Origin of the sequence: Paenibacillus sp. FSL K6-1122 (assembly GCF_037977015.1) — a bacterium.
Lineage (GTDB): Bacteria > Bacillota > Bacilli > Paenibacillales > Paenibacillaceae > Paenibacillus > Paenibacillus amylolyticus.
Genome location: NZ_CP150272.1, coordinates 5,268,431 through 5,287,857 on the forward strand (window position 1 = coordinate 5,268,431; position 19,427 = coordinate 5,287,857).

Sequence of the window (19,427 nt, forward strand, 5' to 3'; positions counted from 1 at the left end):
GCAAAACCAAAGCAGGTCACGAAATATGCCCCGCCTCTGGTTTTGCCTGATTGAACAGTAACAATCCAGTATTCATTAGCCTTAGGCCCATCTTACCATATAATTATCCATATGACAATGTTTTTGTGAAAGCGGTTAATGTGCGTTAATGTGACATCAGAAGGTGCTTGCACAACTATGCTTATAGAACTAGTATTTACTCGTTGTTGTTCTTAAGACTTGTGCCATTTGTACTAATAACTTCCTTGTACCAATGGAATGATTTTTTCTTGTAACGATCCAATGTTCCTGAACCGTCATTGTTGCGGTCTACATAGATGAAACCATATCGTTTCTTCATCTCTGCTGTTGAAGCACTTACCAGGTCAATACAGCCCCATGACGTATAACCCATCACTTCTACGCCATCCTCAAGAGCTTCGCCAACCTGTACCAGATGGTCATTCAAGTATTGAATACGGTAATCATCGTTCACCGTTTTATTGCCATTTTCGTCCGTAATCAGCTCATCGACTGCGCCCAGACCATTTTCGACAATAAACAATGGTTTTTGATAACGGTCCCAGTATTTGTTCAAGGTTACGCGCAGTCCTTGCGGATCGATCTGCCAGCCCCACTCACTCGCTTTCAGATAAGGGTTTTGCACACCTGCGAACAGGTTTCCTTTGCCTTCGATACGTTTCTCGGGATCACCAGTCTCACAGATACTTACATAATAACTGAACGAGATAAAGTCTACGGTATGCTTCAGAATTTCAGCATCGCCATCTTCAAACTTAATATTGATATTATTCGCTTTGAAATAACGATTAATGTATTTCGGATAATAACCACGTGCATGGATATCAGCAAAGATATCATTGCGCTGTTCAGCATGCATCGCTGCAACCACATCATCCGGGTTCGGAGTCAACGGATACGTAGGCATGCTCAGTACCATACAGCCGATTTTGGCTTCAGGCATAATTTCATGACCCAGTTTTACAGCTAACGCACTGGCTACCAATTCATGATGAATTGCTTGGTACAGATCCTGTTTGGACAGTTCTGCTTTTGGCGTATAGATCCCGCCGCTCATGAATGGCTCCTCCAGAATGGAATTAATCTCATTGAATGTCAGCCAATATTTAACTTTGCCTTTGAAACGGTTGAAAAGAACTGTTACATAACGCTCGTAGAAATCGATCATTTTACGGTTAACCCAGCCATCATACGTTTTGGACAAATGCAGCGGTGTCTCATAGTGAGAGATCGTTACGAGTGGTTCAATCCCGTATTTGTGACACTCATCGAACAGGTCATCGTAGAATTGCAGACCTTTTTCATTTGGCTCCAATTCATCACCTTTAGGGAAGATACGGGACCAAGCGATTGATGTACGGAACACTTTGAAGCCCATTTCAGCAAACAGTTTAACATCCTCTTTGTAGCGGTTGTAGAAATCGATACCGATCAGTTTCAGGTTATCTTCTGTAGGTGCTTCCGTTCTAGGCGTTGTAATCCCATGTGGCATTACATCTTGAACAGACAGACCTTTGCCATCTGTATTATAAGCTCCTTCAAGTTGGTTGGCTGCTACAGCGCCGCCCCATAGGAAGTCTTTCGGAAATGGTGTAGTCATATCAATCATTCCTCTCATTATTTATCATTATAAAGTTGGTTATTGAACTTAGTTTGTTGACAATTGTTCCAATCGTTGCAGAATCAGCTCCAGCTGAGCACCTGTAACCGACTTCGATGACTCAAATTGATCTTTGGACATACCGGACATAATACCGGCTTTGGCACTATTTTGAACGGCTTCATAAGCCCAATGCTTATCATTCAAATCCTTGAACAATACTACAATTGACTCGTCTGCAGCATTCCAGCCGCGACTCATCAAAATATGGTCTACGATCACTGCCATCTGTGCACGTGTTACTTCCTCTCCCGAGGCAAATATCTGATTGCTGACACCTTTCATCAACCCTGCCTTGGTCACTGTTGCAATGGCCTGACGAGCCCATTCAGGGGCAGAATCTGTGTACGGGTAAGCAGATTCGGATACTTTAGGAAGATTTAACTTGTCGGCAAGCACGAGGGCGATCTGCGCTCTTGTCACAGGCTCAGTTGGTTTTGTTCCATGCTCTATGTTACCTCCATCCTGTTCCCCTGAAGTTCCTTTGCTTAGTTGGAACAGGTCGGCAAGTACTTCTTTGTTGTCAAAAGCCGGTACCCATGACCAATGCTTCATGCCACCGTACAGTCTTTGGCTATCCATGTATGCATCGTCATACAGCGTCATATTGACATGCTTGGCTCCAAGCTCAGTCAAAGCCTGATAAGCCAAAGAGCTTGTCCGGCTGTCAGTGGTTGGATCATTTTTGGCATGCATAATCCATACTGGGACATCCACAATATCTTTCAGTTCTTTTTTGAATGCTTCTACAGATCCGGTATAATCCGCTACCGTATCCTTGGCCGCTACAATAATCGCTCCAGCAAACAGATCGGGATATTGTGTCAAGAAACGGAAGGCACCACCACCGCCACTGGAAACACCAGACAGATAGATCCGATTCGGATCAACTTCACCTTCAGCAACCAGCTTCTGGATTAACTCATATTGTGCAACAAAATATGCTTGCATTTTAGCCAGTTGTTCAGGGTTATCGTAAATTTTGAAACTGTAATTCTCGGGATACTGTACAGCAAGCACGGAAGTATCATACCCCGATTCTGTCCAGACTACTGCTCCACGATTAGCCGTAAGATGACTTCTACCATCCGTACCTACTTCTCCCCCGCCATGAAGCCATACCATGAGCGGCTTCGGTTCTTCGGACGTGCTTCGTTTCAGTTGATAGGACAAGTTCGCACCGTTACTGCCTGTAAATTGTCCTTTTTCAAACTCATCGACCGTACGCGTTTTGACTACATTTACATTTTTATCGTCAAAAGAAAGTTCAGGATACGCCTTGCTTTTGACTGCAAATGCTGACTTAAATCCACCTGGATATTTAAAAGGCTTTACCGCCATATGGATGGTATGATCCGTAATTGTCAATTTTATTCCGTCATCTTCATACTCATTTTGTATGATCTCTTCCGCTTCATTTAAAGGATAGCCATCATAATTGCCAGTAATTTCGAAGTCTGAAGCTTTCAGATTCTGATATTTCTCCGGATTCGCTACAGTAATGTCAAAGGACTCTACCATCTCTCCAGGATCACCAACATAGGTATTGGCCTGGATTTGAGTAACCTGGGTGCTTTCCGCACCAACGGTTGCTGGCCAGATCACACTCAGACTTAGTGTCAGGGCAAGCATCCATCCCATACTTTTTGTGTTCATACTCCATCTTTTCAAAAGATATCCCTCCATATGTAATGTTTGCAGCACATAAAAAAGCGGACAAACGCTAATCAGCAGGCCCTCAGGAACATTAAATTCCATTAAACACTAACTGTTATATCAGGTTTGCCCGCTCAGAAAACGTGAGAACTACAGTTGCTCACCATTACTGGAGATTACGTTTTTGTACCAGTCGAATGAATCCTTTTTGGAACGTTTGAGTGTTCCGTTACCTTCGTCATCCAGATCCACGTAGATGAAACCATAACGTTTGGACATTTCGGAAGTGGACATGCTCACAAGGTCAATCGGGCCCCATGCTGTAAATCCAATCAGATCGACGCCATCTTTGATGGCTTCTTTCATTTGTTCGATGTGTTTTTTCAGGTAATCCACACGATAGGAGTCATGGATCGAACCGTCTTCTTCAACACGGTCATATGCACCCAGACCATTTTCTACGATGAACAATGGTTTCTGGTAACGATCCCAGAAGTTGTTCAAGGTTACGCGCAGACCGATCGGATCGATCTCCCAGCCCCAGTCGGATGCTTCCAGATAAGGGTTTTTCACGCCGCCAGTCAGGTTACCCGATGTTTCTTCCTTGTCTGCAGATGCAGATTTGGTTACGGACATGTAGTAGCTGAAGGAGATGAAATCAACGGTATTGTTCAGCAAGATCTCGTCATCGCCTGCTTCTTTTTGGATCACGATGTCGTTTTCTTCAAAATAACGAGCCATGTAGTTCGGGTATTTACCACGAGCATGCATGTCCGTGAAGAAGAGGTTAATCTGATTCTCGTGTTGAGCCAGACGAACATCTACCGGATTACATGTTGCTGCATAAGTTTCCATACGAGCAAGCATACAACCCACTTGGGAACCAGGCATAATCTCGTGAGCAAGCTTCGTTACCAATGCACTTGCTACAAATTGGTGATGCAGCGCTTGATAAGTGGTTTGCAGTTTGTTGTCCACTTTATCGATCAGAATGCCGCCGCCAGTGTATGGGCTGAACAGCATTACGTTAATTTCATTAAACGTCAGCCAGTATTTCACTTTATTTTTATAACGGTTGAACACCGTTTCTGCATACCGAACATAGTGCTGGATTACTTCACGGCCAGCCCAGCCGTTATATTTTTGCGTCAAGCCAAGCGGTGTCTCATAGTGAGACAATGTAACGAGCGGCTCGATGCCATATTTCAACAATTCGTCAAATACTTCATCATAGAATTTCAAGCCTGCTTCATTCGGCTCTTGATCATAACCGTTCGGGAAAATACGTGCCCAGTGAATGGACAAACGGAATACTTTGAAGCCCATTTCAGCGAACAATGCAATATCTTCTCTAAAGTGATGGTAGAAATCGATACCAAAACGTTTCGGGAAACGTTCTTCAAATTTGCCGGAGAGGATCTCTTCGATTCGGGAAGAGGAAATTTCCATAGCATGTCCGCCTGTACGCTTCTCTTTGGGAACATGAGCGATCATGTCCGCTGTGGAGAGCCCTTTGCCGTCCTTATCGAATGCACCCTCCAATTGATTGGCAGCTGTAGCGCCGCCCCATAGGAAGTTTTCGGGGAATCCTTTTTTTGCCGTGGTCATGAACAACAACCTCTTTTCGAAATTTATTTTGGTTTTTCCAGGTAAAAAATGGTGTGATTTAGAGCAGAAAACAAGAAAAACCTAAACTCAAGGTAAAATAGCACCAAAAAAAGGAGCTTTCATTTCACCATCAGTTTAGGTTTTGCCTGTCTTCACAGTTACAATCCATCAAAAGATGTTATTGCATATTCTGTTGTGTTTGCTCTTGTAATGTAAGCGTAACATATCTATTTTGCAAAATCAACTTCACTGGTTCATATGATCGCTCGCACACTCTCACCATGGAAAAAATTAACGTGGCATACGCATAATGGCTGCCCTTAATGCCTGCGCTCCTTCCTCCGTTTCCAGGTAAGCGGCGGGACTTTGGTCCCCTAAAGCCGGGATATCTTTCGCCATCCATTCAAAAGCATACTCCCCCATTTCACACAAAAGCACCCGACTTATATCCGCCGGAATCCCTTGTAATTGCGCACGTTCTACCCACGTGGGGTCCATCTTTTGTCCAAGTTCTTCAAACCCTTCGGAAAATGAGTCCCAGCTTGCCTGATTAAACTCCTTTAAATAGATACCTTTCATACTCATGTAATTTCACTCCCTGGATTGCAATTAATAACACCGAAGTCCTATCTGACACAATTCATCCTTAAGCCGCTTGAAACCACTGCTGTAACAGGTAGACTTAATTTTAAATGTTTTTCGGGGGAAAGAACAGTCAAGGAGGATTCAATAATGACTCAGGAAGAAAACACATCCGGTTGGGATGCGATTGATCAATCCATGCGTGAATTGTATGGGGCACAAGAGCCAAAACACTACGGTACTGCCCTTCCGTATATTCTTGGAGGTCCCGATCCACTCGATGGCATTAGCGTTTATGCTGTCGATTACCCTATGCCTCACTGGCATTTTGTTACCTACGGTTTCTCTGAATTGTATGAAAAAGAGATGCAGGATGCATCCAAGAGCGGGTATGGATTTGAGCTCACCTTTCGTCTTACACGCAGTGAAGCAGAGACTGATCCGCCAGCCTGGGTGATGAATTTGCTACAGAATGTAGGACGGTACGTGTTCAACAGCGGAAATATCTTTCAGCCAGGAGATTACATGGACGCCAGTGGCCCCATCTGTCTGGAATCCGATACTTTGCTGACTGCTCTCTCGTTTATTGAAGATCCGGACCTACCCGCGATCTCTACGCCTAATGGTTCAGTGCAATTTATTCAGATGGTTGGCATTACAGGTCGGGAACTGGAAATGATTCAAAGTTGGAATGCTCGTGGCTTCCTGTCTGCCTCCTCCATGTTCATGCCCAAATATGTGACGGATCTGATGAGAAATTCGTACGCAGATATTCCTTCGGTTATACAAGCGGTTGAGGATGGAATGGAACAGGACGGGTCCAGCACAGCATTTTTATTCATACAACAACTGGCTTGGGAATCTCCTCGCAAAAAATTGCTGCAAAAATCGGTTCCGGCCAAACTCCAGCTTGGAGCCAAACAAGCCGTACTAGTTGGCACCATCCTTCGTAGCCGAATTTCGAAAGGTGCCTCTCTATCCTTGATCGGACCGGATACTAATATTCTGTTCGAAGCAGGAGAACATCCAGCTGTATTGGAATCGGACAGACAAGTTACCCTGACGGTGAACAAACAAATTGTTGATAAGCTGGCAGAGAACCTTCGCCCGTTTGAAGGAACATTCGAGATAACTTCATTGGATCATATTCTCGTTCAGATTGTTAGAACAGAAATCAAGGACCAAGAAGGACACGTCATTCAAACGATTGGATGAGAACTGTGCAGCAAGGAGGAAACAACATGCCTGCCATTACATTTGCCTCACGACACGAAGAGTCTCCGACTTGCTCGCATGCAGCAGGAACGGCTCCGTTCGACTATTTACCAAAACCCAGTCTGGACAGGCTTCGTAAAATCAATCATTTCCTGATTCATGCATTCCAGAACAGTATCTCGGTTATCCAAGAGAATTTAACGGGCACTTATCTGTTTCTACTCACAGATAGCAACGGTGTGCTCCTCTCGATGAATTACAGTTCAGATCTTAAAGCTGTAGTAGAAGATTCTCCCATTCGTCCGGGCATGTTCTTCACTGCACAGAGCTGTGGAGTTAACGCCATATCTGTAACGATGGACAGCAACGAGCCTGTAGTGCTGCTGCCCGAGCAGCATGAAAGTCCTTATTTTCAAAGCTGGCATTGTTACGCCGCACCTCTGTTCATGGGATCGCAACATGTAGGTTATCTGGATGTGTCCACCATTAATGCAAATATGCAAGGTGAACTGATCGCCATTGCCAAGCTAATTCCAGCGTACATGCAGAACTGTTATCAGAGTCAACAGACTGCTGAAGTGTGCGACAAACCGGCGGTGGAGTTCACCGAGCGTCAGTTAACCATTCTGGAGATGATAGCCGGAGGCCTCACGGTAAAAGCCATTGCTTTGAAATTAAAGATCAAGGAATGCACCGTGAATCATCACAAAAAAGTGATTTTTAACAAATTAGGTGTGCAATCCAGCACAGAAGCTGTTTCAATTGCCAGCCGAATGTCTTATGTATAGAAGACCCCTATAGATTCCTATAGGTAGTATATGAGAACGTTTGTGCTACAATTTAGGAAGCAGGCAACATGTAGAGAGAGAAACACACACACACATTTCAGGAGGGTAATATGACAATTCCAAAAAAAGCTTCTTTATTCGCCATGCTCATTATGATTATGCTGGTTGCAGCCGCTTGCGGTGACAAAGCAGATAACACAGCCGCAACAGAAGAGCCTACCCCGACAGAAACAACGACAGGTACTGATTCTGATACAGCCAATACAGAAGAAACAGAGAACACAGAACCAGCAAGCGAAGAGTCCAAGGAAACTGATAATTCACAAGACGTTGAGCTGGGGACTACGGAAAAAGGTTCTTACACCAATGACTATTTTGGCGTATCTCTGAAATTTCCGGAAGCTTGGGAGTTCCAGGATGCTGCAGGCATGAATGAGCTGACAAGTGCTTCATCCGAAGCGATTGCTGGTGATGATGAAACAAAGAAAAAACAAATTGAACTGTCTCAGACCAAAACATTGAATCTGCTTATGGCTTCAAAGTATCCATTAGATGCAGGCCAAGTTGGTCCTTCCGCAATTGCGGTTGCTGAGAAAGTAAGCTTGTTGCAAGGCATTCGTACAGGTAAAGACTACCTGGAAGCAACCAAAAAATTCATGGTGGATAGCCAGTTCCCTTACGATTATAAGGAAATGACAACGGAAACCATCGGTGGTAAAGAGATGGATCTGATGCAAATCACGATGGATCCAGGTGACGGTTCAACCGTTACTCAAGATTACTATAGTACAATTATTGAAGGATATGCTTTCAACTTCATATTCACTTACGTGGATGATAAGACCAAAGCCGAGATTGATACCATCAAGAAATCGGTTCAATTCAAATAATCGCTTTTGATTACTGCCATTATACGAAGAACATATAACTCAACCCCGATAACGATCTGTGGAGATCATCGTCGGGGTTCTTTTGTCGTTGAAACAGACTATATATTGCACTATCTAACTAGATATGGCTACCCAGTGCCCTTCCGTGACTTCTACCCACTTGGAATGTTCCAGATTATAACGGTCCTCTACTTCAACATTTTCTCTAGTTGTTTCTTTGACAACATGTCTCTTTTTCTTCGCTTCTACCGCCGGATCAGGCACGGGAATAGCAGATAGCAAAGCCTTGGTGTAGGCATGTTGCGGGTTGGAATAAAGTTCTTCACTCTCCGCCAGCTCTACAATTTTCCCGTTATACATCACCGCCACTCGATCACTGATATGTTTAACCATGGACAAGTCATGCGCGATGAAGAGATACGTCAATCCGAGTCGCTGCTGCAACTCTTCAAGCAATTGTACGATCTGAGCCTGTATCGACACATCCAGTGCAGACAATGGCTCATCACATACGATGAATTCAGGTTCCACAGCCAGAGCTCGTGCAATACCGATCCGCTGTCTCTGCCCACCCGAGAATTCATGTGGATAACGCTGCGCATGGGTGGGATCAAGACCCACCATCTCCAGCAATTCCTCCACACGCTTTTCCCGCTGAGCGGCAGTGCCTGCAAGTTGATGAATATCAAGCGCTTCTCCAATGATATCCATAATCCTCATTTTGGGATTCAGAGATGCATAGGGGTCTTGGAAGATGATTTGCATATGTCTACGCATCGTTTTCATCTCCGAAGCCGACAAACGATTGAGCGGGACTCCTTTAAACAGTACATCTCCACCTGTTGGCTCATGCAATCGCAGAATCGCACGGCCCGTGGTTGATTTTCCGCTACCGGATTCCCCTACAACGCCAAGCGTCTCTCCTTGACGAATATGAAAACTGATATCATTAACAGCCTTTAAGGTGTTACCTTTGCCCAGATTAAAATGTTGTCTGAGTGATTTCACCTCAAGCAACGGTTGATCGTCTTCCAGATCTCTCGGGACCAACGATACCGGTTTGGGCTTTTTCTTCTGATCCAGACGTGGTAATGCATTCAGAAGTCTGATCGTATACGGGTGTTTGGGATTAGCAAAAATCTCTGTTGTTGTCCCGGTTTCCACAATCTGTCCTTCTTTCATAACAACAACCCGATCACACATGCCTGCTACTACGCCCAAATCATGCGTGATCAGGATAATCGATGTGCCTAGTTGGTCCTGCATATCTTTCATCAAATTAAGAATTTGTGCCTGAATCGTAACGTCAAGTGCGGTTGTCGGCTCATCGGCAATGAGCAATTCAGGACGACAAGCAAGTGCAATACCGATCATGACCCGCTGACGCATGCCTCCGGAGAATTCGTGTGGATATTGGTTGTAGCGTATTTCACTACGAGTTATCCCCACCCGCTCCATCATGGCAATTGCCTGTTTCTTGGCTTCCCTTTTGGACACCTTCTGATGTTTGATCAGACTTTCAGAGATCTGTTTACCCACTTTAATAGTCGGATTAAGAGAACTCATCGGGTCCTGAAAGATCATGCCAATATCACGCCCACGGATGCTCTCCATCTCTTTCTGCGTTTTATTCGCCAGATCGACCCCTTTGAACAGAATCTCTCCATTTTTCATCTGTGAAGGCGGCGATGCAAGCAGCCTCATAATGGAACGTGCGGTTACACTCTTGCCACTACCCGATTCGCCTACAATGCCTAGTGTCTCTCCTTTGCGCACTTCAAAACTTACCTCTCGTACTGCATGAAACTCACTCTCTCCAGAATGAAAAGAGACCGATAGATCATTAACTTTCAATAAAGGTTCCATATCATCACCAGCTCTCATCCGTATTTCACATTCACTTATCTCATATGTATACCATTTAATTCCTTGACAATTGTTTAGACCCTAAATAATATATACTATATCAATCGGAATAATGCAATTTAAACCTGAATGAAAGGAGGCACGCTTGGTTTGAATCTTGCAGAAAGCAGCAGACTCTCGCGGTTGGTGCACAATTTAAGTTTTATTTATGGCAAAATGCTGCTTCATCCTTCCTACCGATATGTTCTGTTCATTCTTGGATTACCGATCAATCTGGTCGTGTTTCTAATATGGCGTTCGAATCGAAAAAATGACGGCTGGGTAGCCGCCAGGCAGACGGCTGAGCAAGAACTGCTCGCTTCTTCCTATCGGAACAAGATGAAGTTGGAAGTCGAAGAACAGCTACGACGCAAACATCGTTTTTTCCAGCAGCAGGTCAGTGAGGAAGAATTCAGACGTCAGACCGAGGAATGGTTGGAAGAAACGGTTCAGAAAGAGTTGAAGGAGCGGACTTCTCGCATACTTCAGGAACAGGGAAGTCAACGTCTTACGATGGCCGATACATTCCACACCCTTATCGACAAACCGTGGTTTTTCGCGATATCCATTATTCCTGGCTGTCTGATGTATGGCATCCTCTTTTTGTATGGAAATCCTTATCTAAAGTACATATTTGAAAGAATACTGATGACGGTATTTGTCATTCTGGGCGTAGCCACACTCGTATTTACGATTTTGTATATGTCTCCGTTCAACCCGGCAGCTAACATTCTCGGAGAGACAGCAACGCAGGAACAGATTGCAGCATTCAATCAGGTGTATGGCTTGGATCAGCCTTATCTTACACAGCTCTGGAACAATATTAAGGGAGTTGCTCTCTTCGATCTTGGCAAGTCTTTTGCAGGAAATGAAGACGTAACAGCAACGATTGCAAGGAAGTTTCCAATTACATTGACGCTGGCGGTTATCTCCCTGCTGCTAGCACTCGTCATCGCATTGCCCATCGGTATCATCTCAGCGATTAAGCCTAATTCATGGTTCGATTATACGTTTATGTTCATCGCTCTGATTGGATTATCGATCCCGAATTTCTGGCAAGGACTTATTTTCATTCTGAACTTTTCGATCAAATTACAGTGGCTTCCCGCCACCTTCAACCCGCAGAACTGGCTGTCGATCATTATGCCAACCATTGTGCTGGGCACAGGACTTACGGCTGCGGTGGCACGGATGACCCGGTCTTCTACACTGGAAGTCATTCATGAGGATTATGTGATGACCGCCCGCGCCAAGGGGTTAAGCGAACGTCAGGTCATGCTGAAACACGCTGTACGTAATGCATTGATTCCAATCGTAACTGTGGTTGGACTTCAATTCGGAGCCATGCTTGGCGGGGCAGCAGTGACGGAGAAAGTGTTTAATATCAGCGGTCTCGGCAGCTATATTGTGGATAAACAATTCATCCCCGATATTCCGAGTATCATGGGCGGAGTAATCTACACAGCAATTACGATCTCCATTATCAATGTAGCGGTTGATCTGCTGTACGCTTTTATTGATCCAAGAGTGCGCTCCAAGATGAAACAATATTAAAGTGTGTGTTGAACTACCTCTTAAAGCAGGTGTATTATGACAAACTCGTCCTTAACACAAGAAATGCGTTTCCGGCTTAAGTCTTCTCGAGAATACAGTCAGGCAAGCTTCGCCTGGATCACGTCCCTTCTCTTGACTGCCTTGTTGCTGTTCAACAGTTATGACTGGAGCGGGCAGACGTTCAAACCATTTCTGCTAACGATACTTGGGATCTATGTATTCTTCACACTGGTCCAAAGTGTCATCACCCTTCGGATTCGAAAAGACTTGATCCGTACAGGTACGATCTCTACTTTGACCCGCAGGTTAGCCTGGGTTCAGCTACTTGCCATCATTTCTGGCAACATATTTATCGTAACGGCAGCCTTTCATCTGATTCGAAAAGCCAGGAATGTGGAGTACACCTTTGCGGTATATATGCTGTTAACCCAGCTGTTCGTCATCGGTGTATCTGCGTTAAATGTTTTCAAACCCTATGTGGCTGACAACTTTCTGCCAGCTATGGCGGTGCTCATATTTATTCTGGTCATCGACCTGGTCGTACTGATTATCGTATCCCGATATAACGCGACCTCTATCCTCCCTCGCTGGATGATCGGTGTCAGTGTAGTACTGATTCTGACCTCAATCACAGGTAATGTATTTGCCCTATTGCTCGGCATTTCCATTATTGGGCGCATTCGCAGACAGGGGAAACAAAAATCAAACTTCTGGAATGATCTGTGGGAGCGACTTGCTCCGAATATGACTGCCATGTCCGGTTTGTTTTTTATCATTTTTCTGTTCTCGATATCGATTTGCAGCTTCTTTACTTTTGATTACAGCATGGCTGTGGAAAACAACTACTCCGCTCTGCTTCAACCCCCTTCCCTTGCGTATCCCTTGGGAACGGACGACTTCGGACGATGTTTATTTTCCCGGATTGTATTTGGTGCCCGGATCTCCTTAATCGTAGGTTGCATGTCGACCATCATTCCTGTGTTGATCGGTGGAGTCCTCGGAGCATTCTCCGGTTTCTACGGAAGGCATACGGATAACATCATCATGCGGCTGCTGGATATTCTCTATGCGATTCCGGGAATTCTGCTCGCCATTGCCATTATTGCGGCGTTTGGAGCCAATACGGTCAATCTTATTCTGGCGCTGAGTCTGGGTTCGATCCCAACTTACGCCCGTACCATGAGAGCCAGTGTGCTCTATGTATCTACTTTTGAATTTGTGGAAGCTGCACGTGCACTGGGGTACAACAATCGTACGATTATTTTCAAACACATTATTCCCAACTCCCTTGCGCCCATGATTATCAAGTCCACACTCACGATTGGTGGAGCGGTTATCGCTACCAGCAGTTTGAGTTATCTGGGACTCGGCGTGGAGCCGCATATTCCGGAATGGGGTAACATTCTGAAGCTCGGCAGTACATACCTGGAGACCCACTCTTATCTGGCGATTTATCCAGGCTTGGCTATTATTCTGCTGGTTCTTTCGTTTAACTTTCTCGGTGACGGTCTGCGTGATGCGCTTGATCCCAAGCTGGAAAAGGCATAACTGATTCGTCATTGAAATGAATGATATAGAAAAAAAATTCACACATCACACATTCAAGATATGGAGGGTAATCCCATGAAAAAACGTACACTGATCTCATTACTATTAATTCTCGTCATTGTGATTTCCGGCTGCAGCGTAAAAACGAAAACTGAATCCCAGGCGGAGACCGCACCAGCGGACGCAACAGAAACTGCACAAAAACCGGCAGACATTGAACTGCTCGCCATGAGTTCTTCCGAAAATGATGTAAACATTGTCCGCGACCAACTGACTAAAAACGGCTTCAATGTGAAGCTGAACCTGCAGCCGGATTACGGTAGTTTCAAATCCCAGCAGGATGCAGGGAATTATGACATTGCCTTGTCCAGCTGGACAACGGTAACGGGAAATCCCGATTATGCGGTGCGTTCCCTTTTCAAAACAGGTGGAGATTACAGTATCCTTGCGGATGGGGAACTTGATAAACTCATCGATCAGGCAGCTACTCAAACTCCGGATGAGTACAAAGACACGTACAAACAATTGGAAGATCGCTTGGTAACGGATCAGGCGTATATCGCTCCTTTGTACATTTCCCTGAAAAGTCAGGCTGTGAACCAAGACATTCTGAATGTCGACACCGTTCGTCTCTCCAAATCCCGCGCCATGGCTTGGGAACCGATTGAGTTCAAGGACAGCTCCAAAAATGCCAAAGATCCGTTGATTCTGACGCAAAGTGCATCCGTACTGACTTCCCTTGATCCAATCAAAGGAAACGACGGCTCCATCAACCAGTTGAACACCAATATGTATGTACGTCTCGTTAACTTGACGGATGACGATCAGCTGACAGCAGATGGATCACTGTCCCATAACTTTAGTATTGCTGAAGGTAATTCGGACTACTACTTCATTCTCAGAGACGATATCAACTTTGCGAAGATTGATAACAAAAAAGCTGTAGATACAGGAGAACGTGTCGGTGCAGATGATGTGATCTTCTCCCTGGATCGTGCTAAAAATAAAGATTCCGTTCCGGATCACCGGACGTACAGTCTGCATGAACACATCAAAGAAGCTGAAGTTGTAACGGATCTGAGTGCATTGCAATCCATCAAACAATCCAGCGGTAACGGCACAATCCTCGAAGCATTGGAACAAGGATTGGGCAGCAAAATTACAGAACTCGTGACGGACAAAACCAAAGCAGATAATAGCGCAGGTAAATATCAGGTCGTTAAACTGACCACAACTGAACCTTTCCCGCAAGTTCTGAACTACCTAGCTCACCAATCTGCGGGTATCGTGTCCAAAAAACAGGTGGAGAGCATCAACACATATGATGTAGCTTCCTTTGACGTCAACAAAGATATTCCTTACGGTGATCAGAACACCGTGACTGAAGGCGCAGCATACAATAACACCCTTTATACTAGCGGACCTTATATTTTGTCTTATAAAAATGACTATGAAGGTGTATTCTTAAAAAATCCGGCTTACCGTAAAGGCACGGAAGATGAGCCAAAAATTGCTCAGGTTAACGTCCGATTCATCGCGGATGCAGACAGCGCCCTCTCTGCTCTTCGCAGCAGTGAAATTCACTTATACTACGGTGTACCTGAAACCAAGTATGACATCATCGAAAATGACAGCAAACTGAAACTGCAAAGTCTGCCAAGTAACGCTGTCTCCTATCTGTTGTTCAACACGGCCAATCGTGAAGTTGCCAAGAGCAGTGACCTGAGAAAAGCCGTGCTGTACTCCATTAATCAGGATGAGATTTTGAGTTTCTACAAGAACAACAAACTCAAAGCATACTCTACAGTAAGCCCGCTCGTTCAGACCGGGAATGAATTGAAAGCTGATCCTGCAAAAGTAAAAGAATTCTTGAGTAACTACAACGCCTCCAAGTAAACGCATAACAAAAAAAAGGTTGTCACCAGGATCATCTATTTGATCCTGATGGCAGCCTTTTTTTATTCTTCCAGCACACGGCAATCTGCCAGAACATCGGGGTAGTTTCGCATGCTGTCCGCATCAGTAATTTTACGAATAACTTTGCACGGTACGCCTGCTGCAAAAGAATGCGGTGGAATATCACGAGTCACCACACTACCTGCTCCGATCACACAGCCGTCTCCAATCGTTACGCCTCCGCACACTGTGACGTTTGCCGAGATCCATACATCGTTACCAATCGTGACCGGTTTGGCATAACATAGCGACTTCACATCACCGTTCTGGTCCACCATCTGTCTCCGCTCGCTGGCAATCATGGGATGAATGGGGGTAACAATCGTAACGTTGGGTCCAAAACTGGTATAGTCCCCGATCGTCACTTGCGCGTCATCTTGTATCGTCAGATTGTAATTACCGAAGAAATGCTCGCCTATCCGGGTATGCACACCATAATGAAAAAAGATGGGACCTTGCATGAATCCACCTTCACCGAACTGCCCCAGTAACTGTTGTAATATCTGATTCCTTTCCTCAGTCTGTTCTTCAAAGGTCTGACTGTAACGCTGACTGAGATTATGGGCCCGCCTTTTGATGATCTTTAATTCGGGATCACTTGGACTGAACAACACGCCTTTCATGATTCTCTCTTCTTCACGCATCATGAATCCTCCTCTACAAGGGTTAGCTTATAAAATAAAAGCCACAGATATGGCCTGTGGGTTATAAGGCTTCTGATAGAATGCCTGACTTCAACGCCTGAAGCACCATTCCTCGTAACCCAGCATCAAAATCATGTTGGAACGAGTCCTGATGTACAATCTCGGGCAACGACGGCATGGGGTGATCCTTCCCGTACTGTTTCCACGCCATATCCAGCTCTTCTCTCTCCACCCGTTCCTGATAAATGACAATCTGGTGCGGGGCAACGACGGCATTAATCGTTTGCAAGATATGACATACCTGCACTACAAAATCATCTTTGCTCATGTCACGTTTCCAATCAGGTGAATAAGGAAGATACTTGATCTCACCAAACATCCCGTTTTTCCCACGGATCATCTGTCCATTCAACATCATGCCCATACCCGGCGGGTATCGGTTCGGAAAATAAATTCCCGCTACACTCCGTTCCTTCATATCCGCATGCTGTGTACAGTATCCGCTAATCGCTGCATTAACATCATTCTCCACGAGAACGTTCAGTTGGAACTCGCTCTCGATCTCCCGTATCAGATGTGAATGGATAAGCTCTTCATGACTGCTCACCGTGATGTCCCCATCCACGGCTTGCCCCGGAATACCGATGCCGATCATATCAATGGAGGGATATTCCTTAATGAAACGCGCGATAAGTTGCAGCATATGCTGTTTATCAAAAGCAGGCAAGATGCGCTCTTCCTTCAACACAACCTTATTCTCCAGATTCATGACCGTCGCCGAAATCAACTCCTGGCCTTTCATCTCTTTGATGTAAAGAACCAAAGCAAGCTTGAAGTTATAATTATATCGATATGCCTGAGCAGGACGACCGCCGTTAGAGGGAACCACTTTATCCTGGAACAACTCTCCGCCATCACATAATTCCTGAATCAGCGCATTAATGGTAACAACACTAAGATTGGTTAATAAAGCTAATTGCGGTTTGGTCGCCGTCTCAATCTGCTGCATGACTTCACGCACATTATTCAAATTGATGTATTTCATCATTGTAGCGTTGGCTTTTTTCATAACCCTCTCGTTTCTACTCTGGTTCAATTGAGCCAAAGCAATGGTATGGATGTCATTCACACCATATCATAACATAATGCCTTACTCGAACACATGAGTTCCATCGTGCTGGAAAAGGATCGAAATCGGCCGAACTACTTTGTTCACTCAAACAAATCATCCATCGATTTCACAGGCTTCACTTCAATCGGTTGCTTTGACAAGACCATACTTGCATAGGTACCTGCCCATATTATAACTGCCATAATAACGTAGACCATCCATACTTACCTCCCTGTTTCATGCGGATTATGATTTTGCGATACTTACCACATGTGACTATTCCTCTAGTTAATAAACAAACTTTATAAAGTATATTACGTAAGTATGCGAGGATAATAGTTCTTTGTCAATATGATTTAGATTTATCCGAGCCCTTTTCAGTCCAAGGAACATGTGGACAACAAGACTACAACAACGCGTATTATCTCGATGCCCATAAAAAATAACTGCCGAAAGAATCATTCAACGATTCTTTCGGCAGCCGTTTGTTCAATATACAAGCAGTTTATTTTGAATATATTCGTTGTACCCCGGGCAATAAGGTCACAACTTGAATACCCACTCCCCATGCAAAATAGACCAAGTGAATGATAGAAACATCCTGAATCCAGTACACCTGCACCATAATCCAGATGATGAGAGCAAACCCCGTATACAACGAAAAAGTCCAAGCCCAATAGCGGTCAGGATAGAGATTCAGTCTCTCACCCAGCCCCCAATGAACGTAGCGGATGAGCGAAATAGCAATCATTGTAGGCATCACGCCAAGAACCAGCAATAGGATGATCCCCGGGAACAAAAAACTGGCAAGAGGATTATGCTCAAACCCTCTAGTACCATTCTCACACATGCCGCGTATTGTTCCTGTGCTTCTTTTCACTATATAGATCTCGAAAATCATTCGTAATGGAAAAACTTGATAAAAGAACGTACGTTCGGTATAATGGGATTATCCTGAATAAGCGAGAGGCAGATATGGACGACAAATTTATTAAGGAATTACGCGAGATTAGTCGGGATGACAGACGAAGATCGGAATTTATGATTCAAGGTTTGAAGGAAACACTGCAAGAACGCAAAGAAGAAGGCATACTCAAGCGCTGGATACGGCGTAAGAAAACAGAGAAAAAAATCTCTCAAAGATTTAATCAAGATCCTCACTCGGATCAAAAGTAACAACATAAAAAGGAGGCGGAATACGCCTCCCTTGCTATTTACATATTTGAATCATTTAGACTTTGTTAGTTGTGACTTAACCCATAAGTTTGCCAAAATACAATTTTTTGTTTCCAATAGGTCAAATCCTAGCTGGACTTGGTTCCTGATAAGCTTACTTACCTGTTACCAGTTAGCTAAATGAAAAAAGAGCAGCCTGCCAACCTGCAGTCTGCCCCGTGCTTTATGAACTAACGTTTCCCGTTAGCTTATAAGTAAGGGTCTCTATAGCTCTTTTACCATCTTCACAACTTCAATTTCATAATTTAAATGCTTATAGAAATTTACGGCACGAAGGTTATTGTTAAAGACATTCAGTATAAGCTGTCGATAGCCTTTTTGCCTTGACCACTCTTCTGCTTTGGTCATGAGTCCCTTGCCGACCCCTTTTCCTTCTCCTTGTGGAGAAACCGCAATCGCCACAATATAGCCTTGTTCTATATCGTTCAATTTATCTTTATGCGGCTGTACTTCAAGGAAACCCAGTAGCTCTCCTGTTTCATCTTCCGCCACAAAAATCTCCGTACCAGGAGAAAGATTGTCTACTGATTCTTGGGCTAGGCTGAGCTGTGATTCTTCCATTTTGTCTGGATCACGCCAGCTCATCAGCTCAAAGTCCATAAATCGTAAAGCCAGACTTACAATGAAATCTTTATCGGACTCTTGAAAAGCTCTAATCTGCATACACTTACCCCTTATATATAATATAAATTATGGAATACCTGTTCTAATCTTAAAATTAATGCCGTTATTTCTCCCAAAGCTCGACCAGTCGACCTTCAGGAACTTCATTCAAAATAAACTTTCCAAATTCACTAATCTCTTTTTTCTTTGCAAGAAGTACACTAATCTGTTCAAGATGCTTCATAGTCTCGTTTAGATTATGTACTTGGAAATTTAACATCACTTTTTGTTCTGTTGGAAAATAACTGTCATTCTCGATAAAGACTGTACCTTTTTTATAACTTCAAGATTCTTAGTTCTCCAAAATACTCCTCCGAAACCTTATATCATCGTATCTAACTCCTGTCTATCATCAAATTTTTAGCTATCCGATTACATTAAATATTCGAG

General features: G+C 44.2%; 16 protein-coding genes and 1 pseudogene. 7 read left to right on the top strand and 10 right to left on the bottom strand.

All coding sequences use genetic code 11. The features are described 5' to 3' along the window. Window positions 1-196: 196 nt before the first annotated feature. From NSQ20_RS23595 to NSQ20_RS23610, 4 genes are all read right to left on the bottom strand, one after another. Window positions 197-1,627: a glycoside hydrolase family 1 protein gene (locus NSQ20_RS23595; protein ID WP_218640799.1), complete on the bottom strand. Its 1,431-nt coding sequence runs from the start codon at window positions 1,625-1,627 to the stop codon at window positions 197-199. Window positions 1,628-1,669: 42 nt separating this feature from the next. Then, window positions 1,670-3,352 carry an S-layer homology domain-containing protein gene (locus NSQ20_RS23600; protein WP_340031001.1) on the bottom strand — a complete coding sequence of 561 codons (1,683 nt, stop codon included), beginning with the start codon at window positions 3,350-3,352 and terminating at the stop codon, window positions 1,670-1,672. 135 nt (window positions 3,353-3,487) lie between these two features. Continuing rightward, window positions 3,488-4,945, bottom strand: a complete 1,458-nt coding sequence (locus NSQ20_RS23605) for a glycoside hydrolase family 1 protein (protein ID WP_036668687.1) — start codon at window positions 4,943-4,945, stop codon at window positions 3,488-3,490. Window positions 4,946-5,236: 291 nt separating this feature from the next. Next, a complete protein-coding gene (locus NSQ20_RS23610) occupies window positions 5,237-5,530 on the bottom strand; it encodes an MbcA/ParS/Xre antitoxin family protein (protein ID WP_338706760.1) in 294 nt (97 codons plus the stop codon). Window positions 5,531-5,677: 147 nt separating this feature from the next. On the opposite strand from NSQ20_RS23610, the gene NSQ20_RS23615 reads away from it, so the two are divergent. The 3 genes from NSQ20_RS23615 (at window position 5,678) to NSQ20_RS23625 (ending at window position 8,420) form a co-directional block, all read left to right on the top strand. Next, window positions 5,678-6,742 (top strand): suppressor of fused domain protein, encoded by a 1,065-nt coding sequence (locus NSQ20_RS23615; protein ID WP_338706762.1) that lies wholly within the window; start codon window positions 5,678-5,680, stop codon window positions 6,740-6,742. A 26-nt stretch (window positions 6,743-6,768) separates the two neighbouring features. Next, window positions 6,769-7,530: a LuxR C-terminal-related transcriptional regulator gene (locus NSQ20_RS23620; protein WP_338706764.1), complete on the top strand. Its 762-nt coding sequence runs from the start codon at window positions 6,769-6,771 to the stop codon at window positions 7,528-7,530. 110 nt (window positions 7,531-7,640) lie between these two features. Then, window positions 7,641-8,420, top strand: a complete 780-nt coding sequence (locus NSQ20_RS23625; protein WP_340031002.1) for a hypothetical protein — start codon at window positions 7,641-7,643, stop codon at window positions 8,418-8,420. Between the two features lie 114 nt (window positions 8,421-8,534). Here the strand turns inward: NSQ20_RS23625 and NSQ20_RS23630 are convergent, their stop codons facing one another. After that, complete coding sequence (locus NSQ20_RS23630) at window positions 8,535-10,286, bottom strand: ABC transporter ATP-binding protein (protein WP_340018102.1); 1,752 nt, start codon at window positions 10,284-10,286, stop codon at window positions 8,535-8,537. A gap of 150 nt (window positions 10,287-10,436) precedes the next feature. On the opposite strand from NSQ20_RS23630, the gene NSQ20_RS23635 reads away from it, so the two are divergent. The 3 genes from NSQ20_RS23635 to NSQ20_RS23645 all read left to right on the top strand — a co-directional run bounded on the left by NSQ20_RS23635 (window position 10,437) and on the right by NSQ20_RS23645 (window position 15,323). Beyond that, window positions 10,437-11,879 (top strand): ABC transporter permease subunit, encoded by a 1,443-nt coding sequence (locus NSQ20_RS23635; RefSeq protein ID WP_338706768.1) that lies wholly within the window; start codon window positions 10,437-10,439, stop codon window positions 11,877-11,879. Between the two features lie 36 nt (window positions 11,880-11,915). Next, window positions 11,916-13,427 (top strand): ABC transporter permease, encoded by a 1,512-nt coding sequence (locus tag NSQ20_RS23640; protein ID WP_076328215.1) that lies wholly within the window; start codon window positions 11,916-11,918, stop codon window positions 13,425-13,427. A 75-nt stretch (window positions 13,428-13,502) separates the two neighbouring features. Then, a complete protein-coding gene (locus NSQ20_RS23645; RefSeq protein ID WP_036617345.1) occupies window positions 13,503-15,323 on the top strand; it encodes an ABC transporter substrate-binding protein in 1,821 nt (606 codons plus the stop codon). A gap of 62 nt (window positions 15,324-15,385) precedes the next feature. Here the strand turns inward: NSQ20_RS23645 and NSQ20_RS23650 are convergent, their stop codons facing one another. The 3 genes from NSQ20_RS23650 to NSQ20_RS23660 form a co-directional block, all read right to left on the bottom strand. Next, window positions 15,386-16,030, bottom strand: a complete 645-nt coding sequence (locus NSQ20_RS23650; protein ID WP_235200858.1) for a sugar O-acetyltransferase — start codon at window positions 16,028-16,030, stop codon at window positions 15,386-15,388. Window positions 16,031-16,088: 58 nt separating this feature from the next. Continuing rightward, the gene (locus tag NSQ20_RS23655; RefSeq protein WP_036617340.1) at window positions 16,089-17,096 is read right to left on the bottom strand and encodes an ROK family protein; all 1,008 of its coding nucleotides are present in this window, start codon (window positions 17,094-17,096) and stop codon (window positions 16,089-16,091) included. A gap of 547 nt (window positions 17,097-17,643) precedes the next feature. Beyond that, a complete protein-coding gene (locus tag NSQ20_RS23660) occupies window positions 17,644-18,018 on the bottom strand; it encodes a hypothetical protein (RefSeq protein ID WP_340031004.1) in 375 nt (124 codons plus the stop codon). 95 nt (window positions 18,019-18,113) lie between these two features. Here NSQ20_RS23660 and NSQ20_RS23665 point away from each other — a divergent pair, with 95 nt between their 5' ends. After that, window positions 18,114-18,314, top strand: a complete 201-nt coding sequence (locus NSQ20_RS23665) for a hypothetical protein (RefSeq protein WP_026080945.1) — start codon at window positions 18,114-18,116, stop codon at window positions 18,312-18,314. 264 nt (window positions 18,315-18,578) lie between these two features. On the opposite strand, the gene NSQ20_RS23670 is transcribed toward NSQ20_RS23665, so the two are convergent. Together NSQ20_RS23670 and NSQ20_RS23675 are read right to left on the bottom strand one after the other, a co-directional pair. Continuing rightward, a complete protein-coding gene (locus tag NSQ20_RS23670; protein ID WP_047843914.1) occupies window positions 18,579-19,037 on the bottom strand; it encodes a GNAT family N-acetyltransferase in 459 nt (152 codons plus the stop codon). 64 nt (window positions 19,038-19,101) lie between these two features. Continuing rightward, window positions 19,102-19,316: pseudogene (locus NSQ20_RS23675) on the bottom strand (hypothetical protein). Window positions 19,317-19,427: the final 111 nt, after the last annotated feature.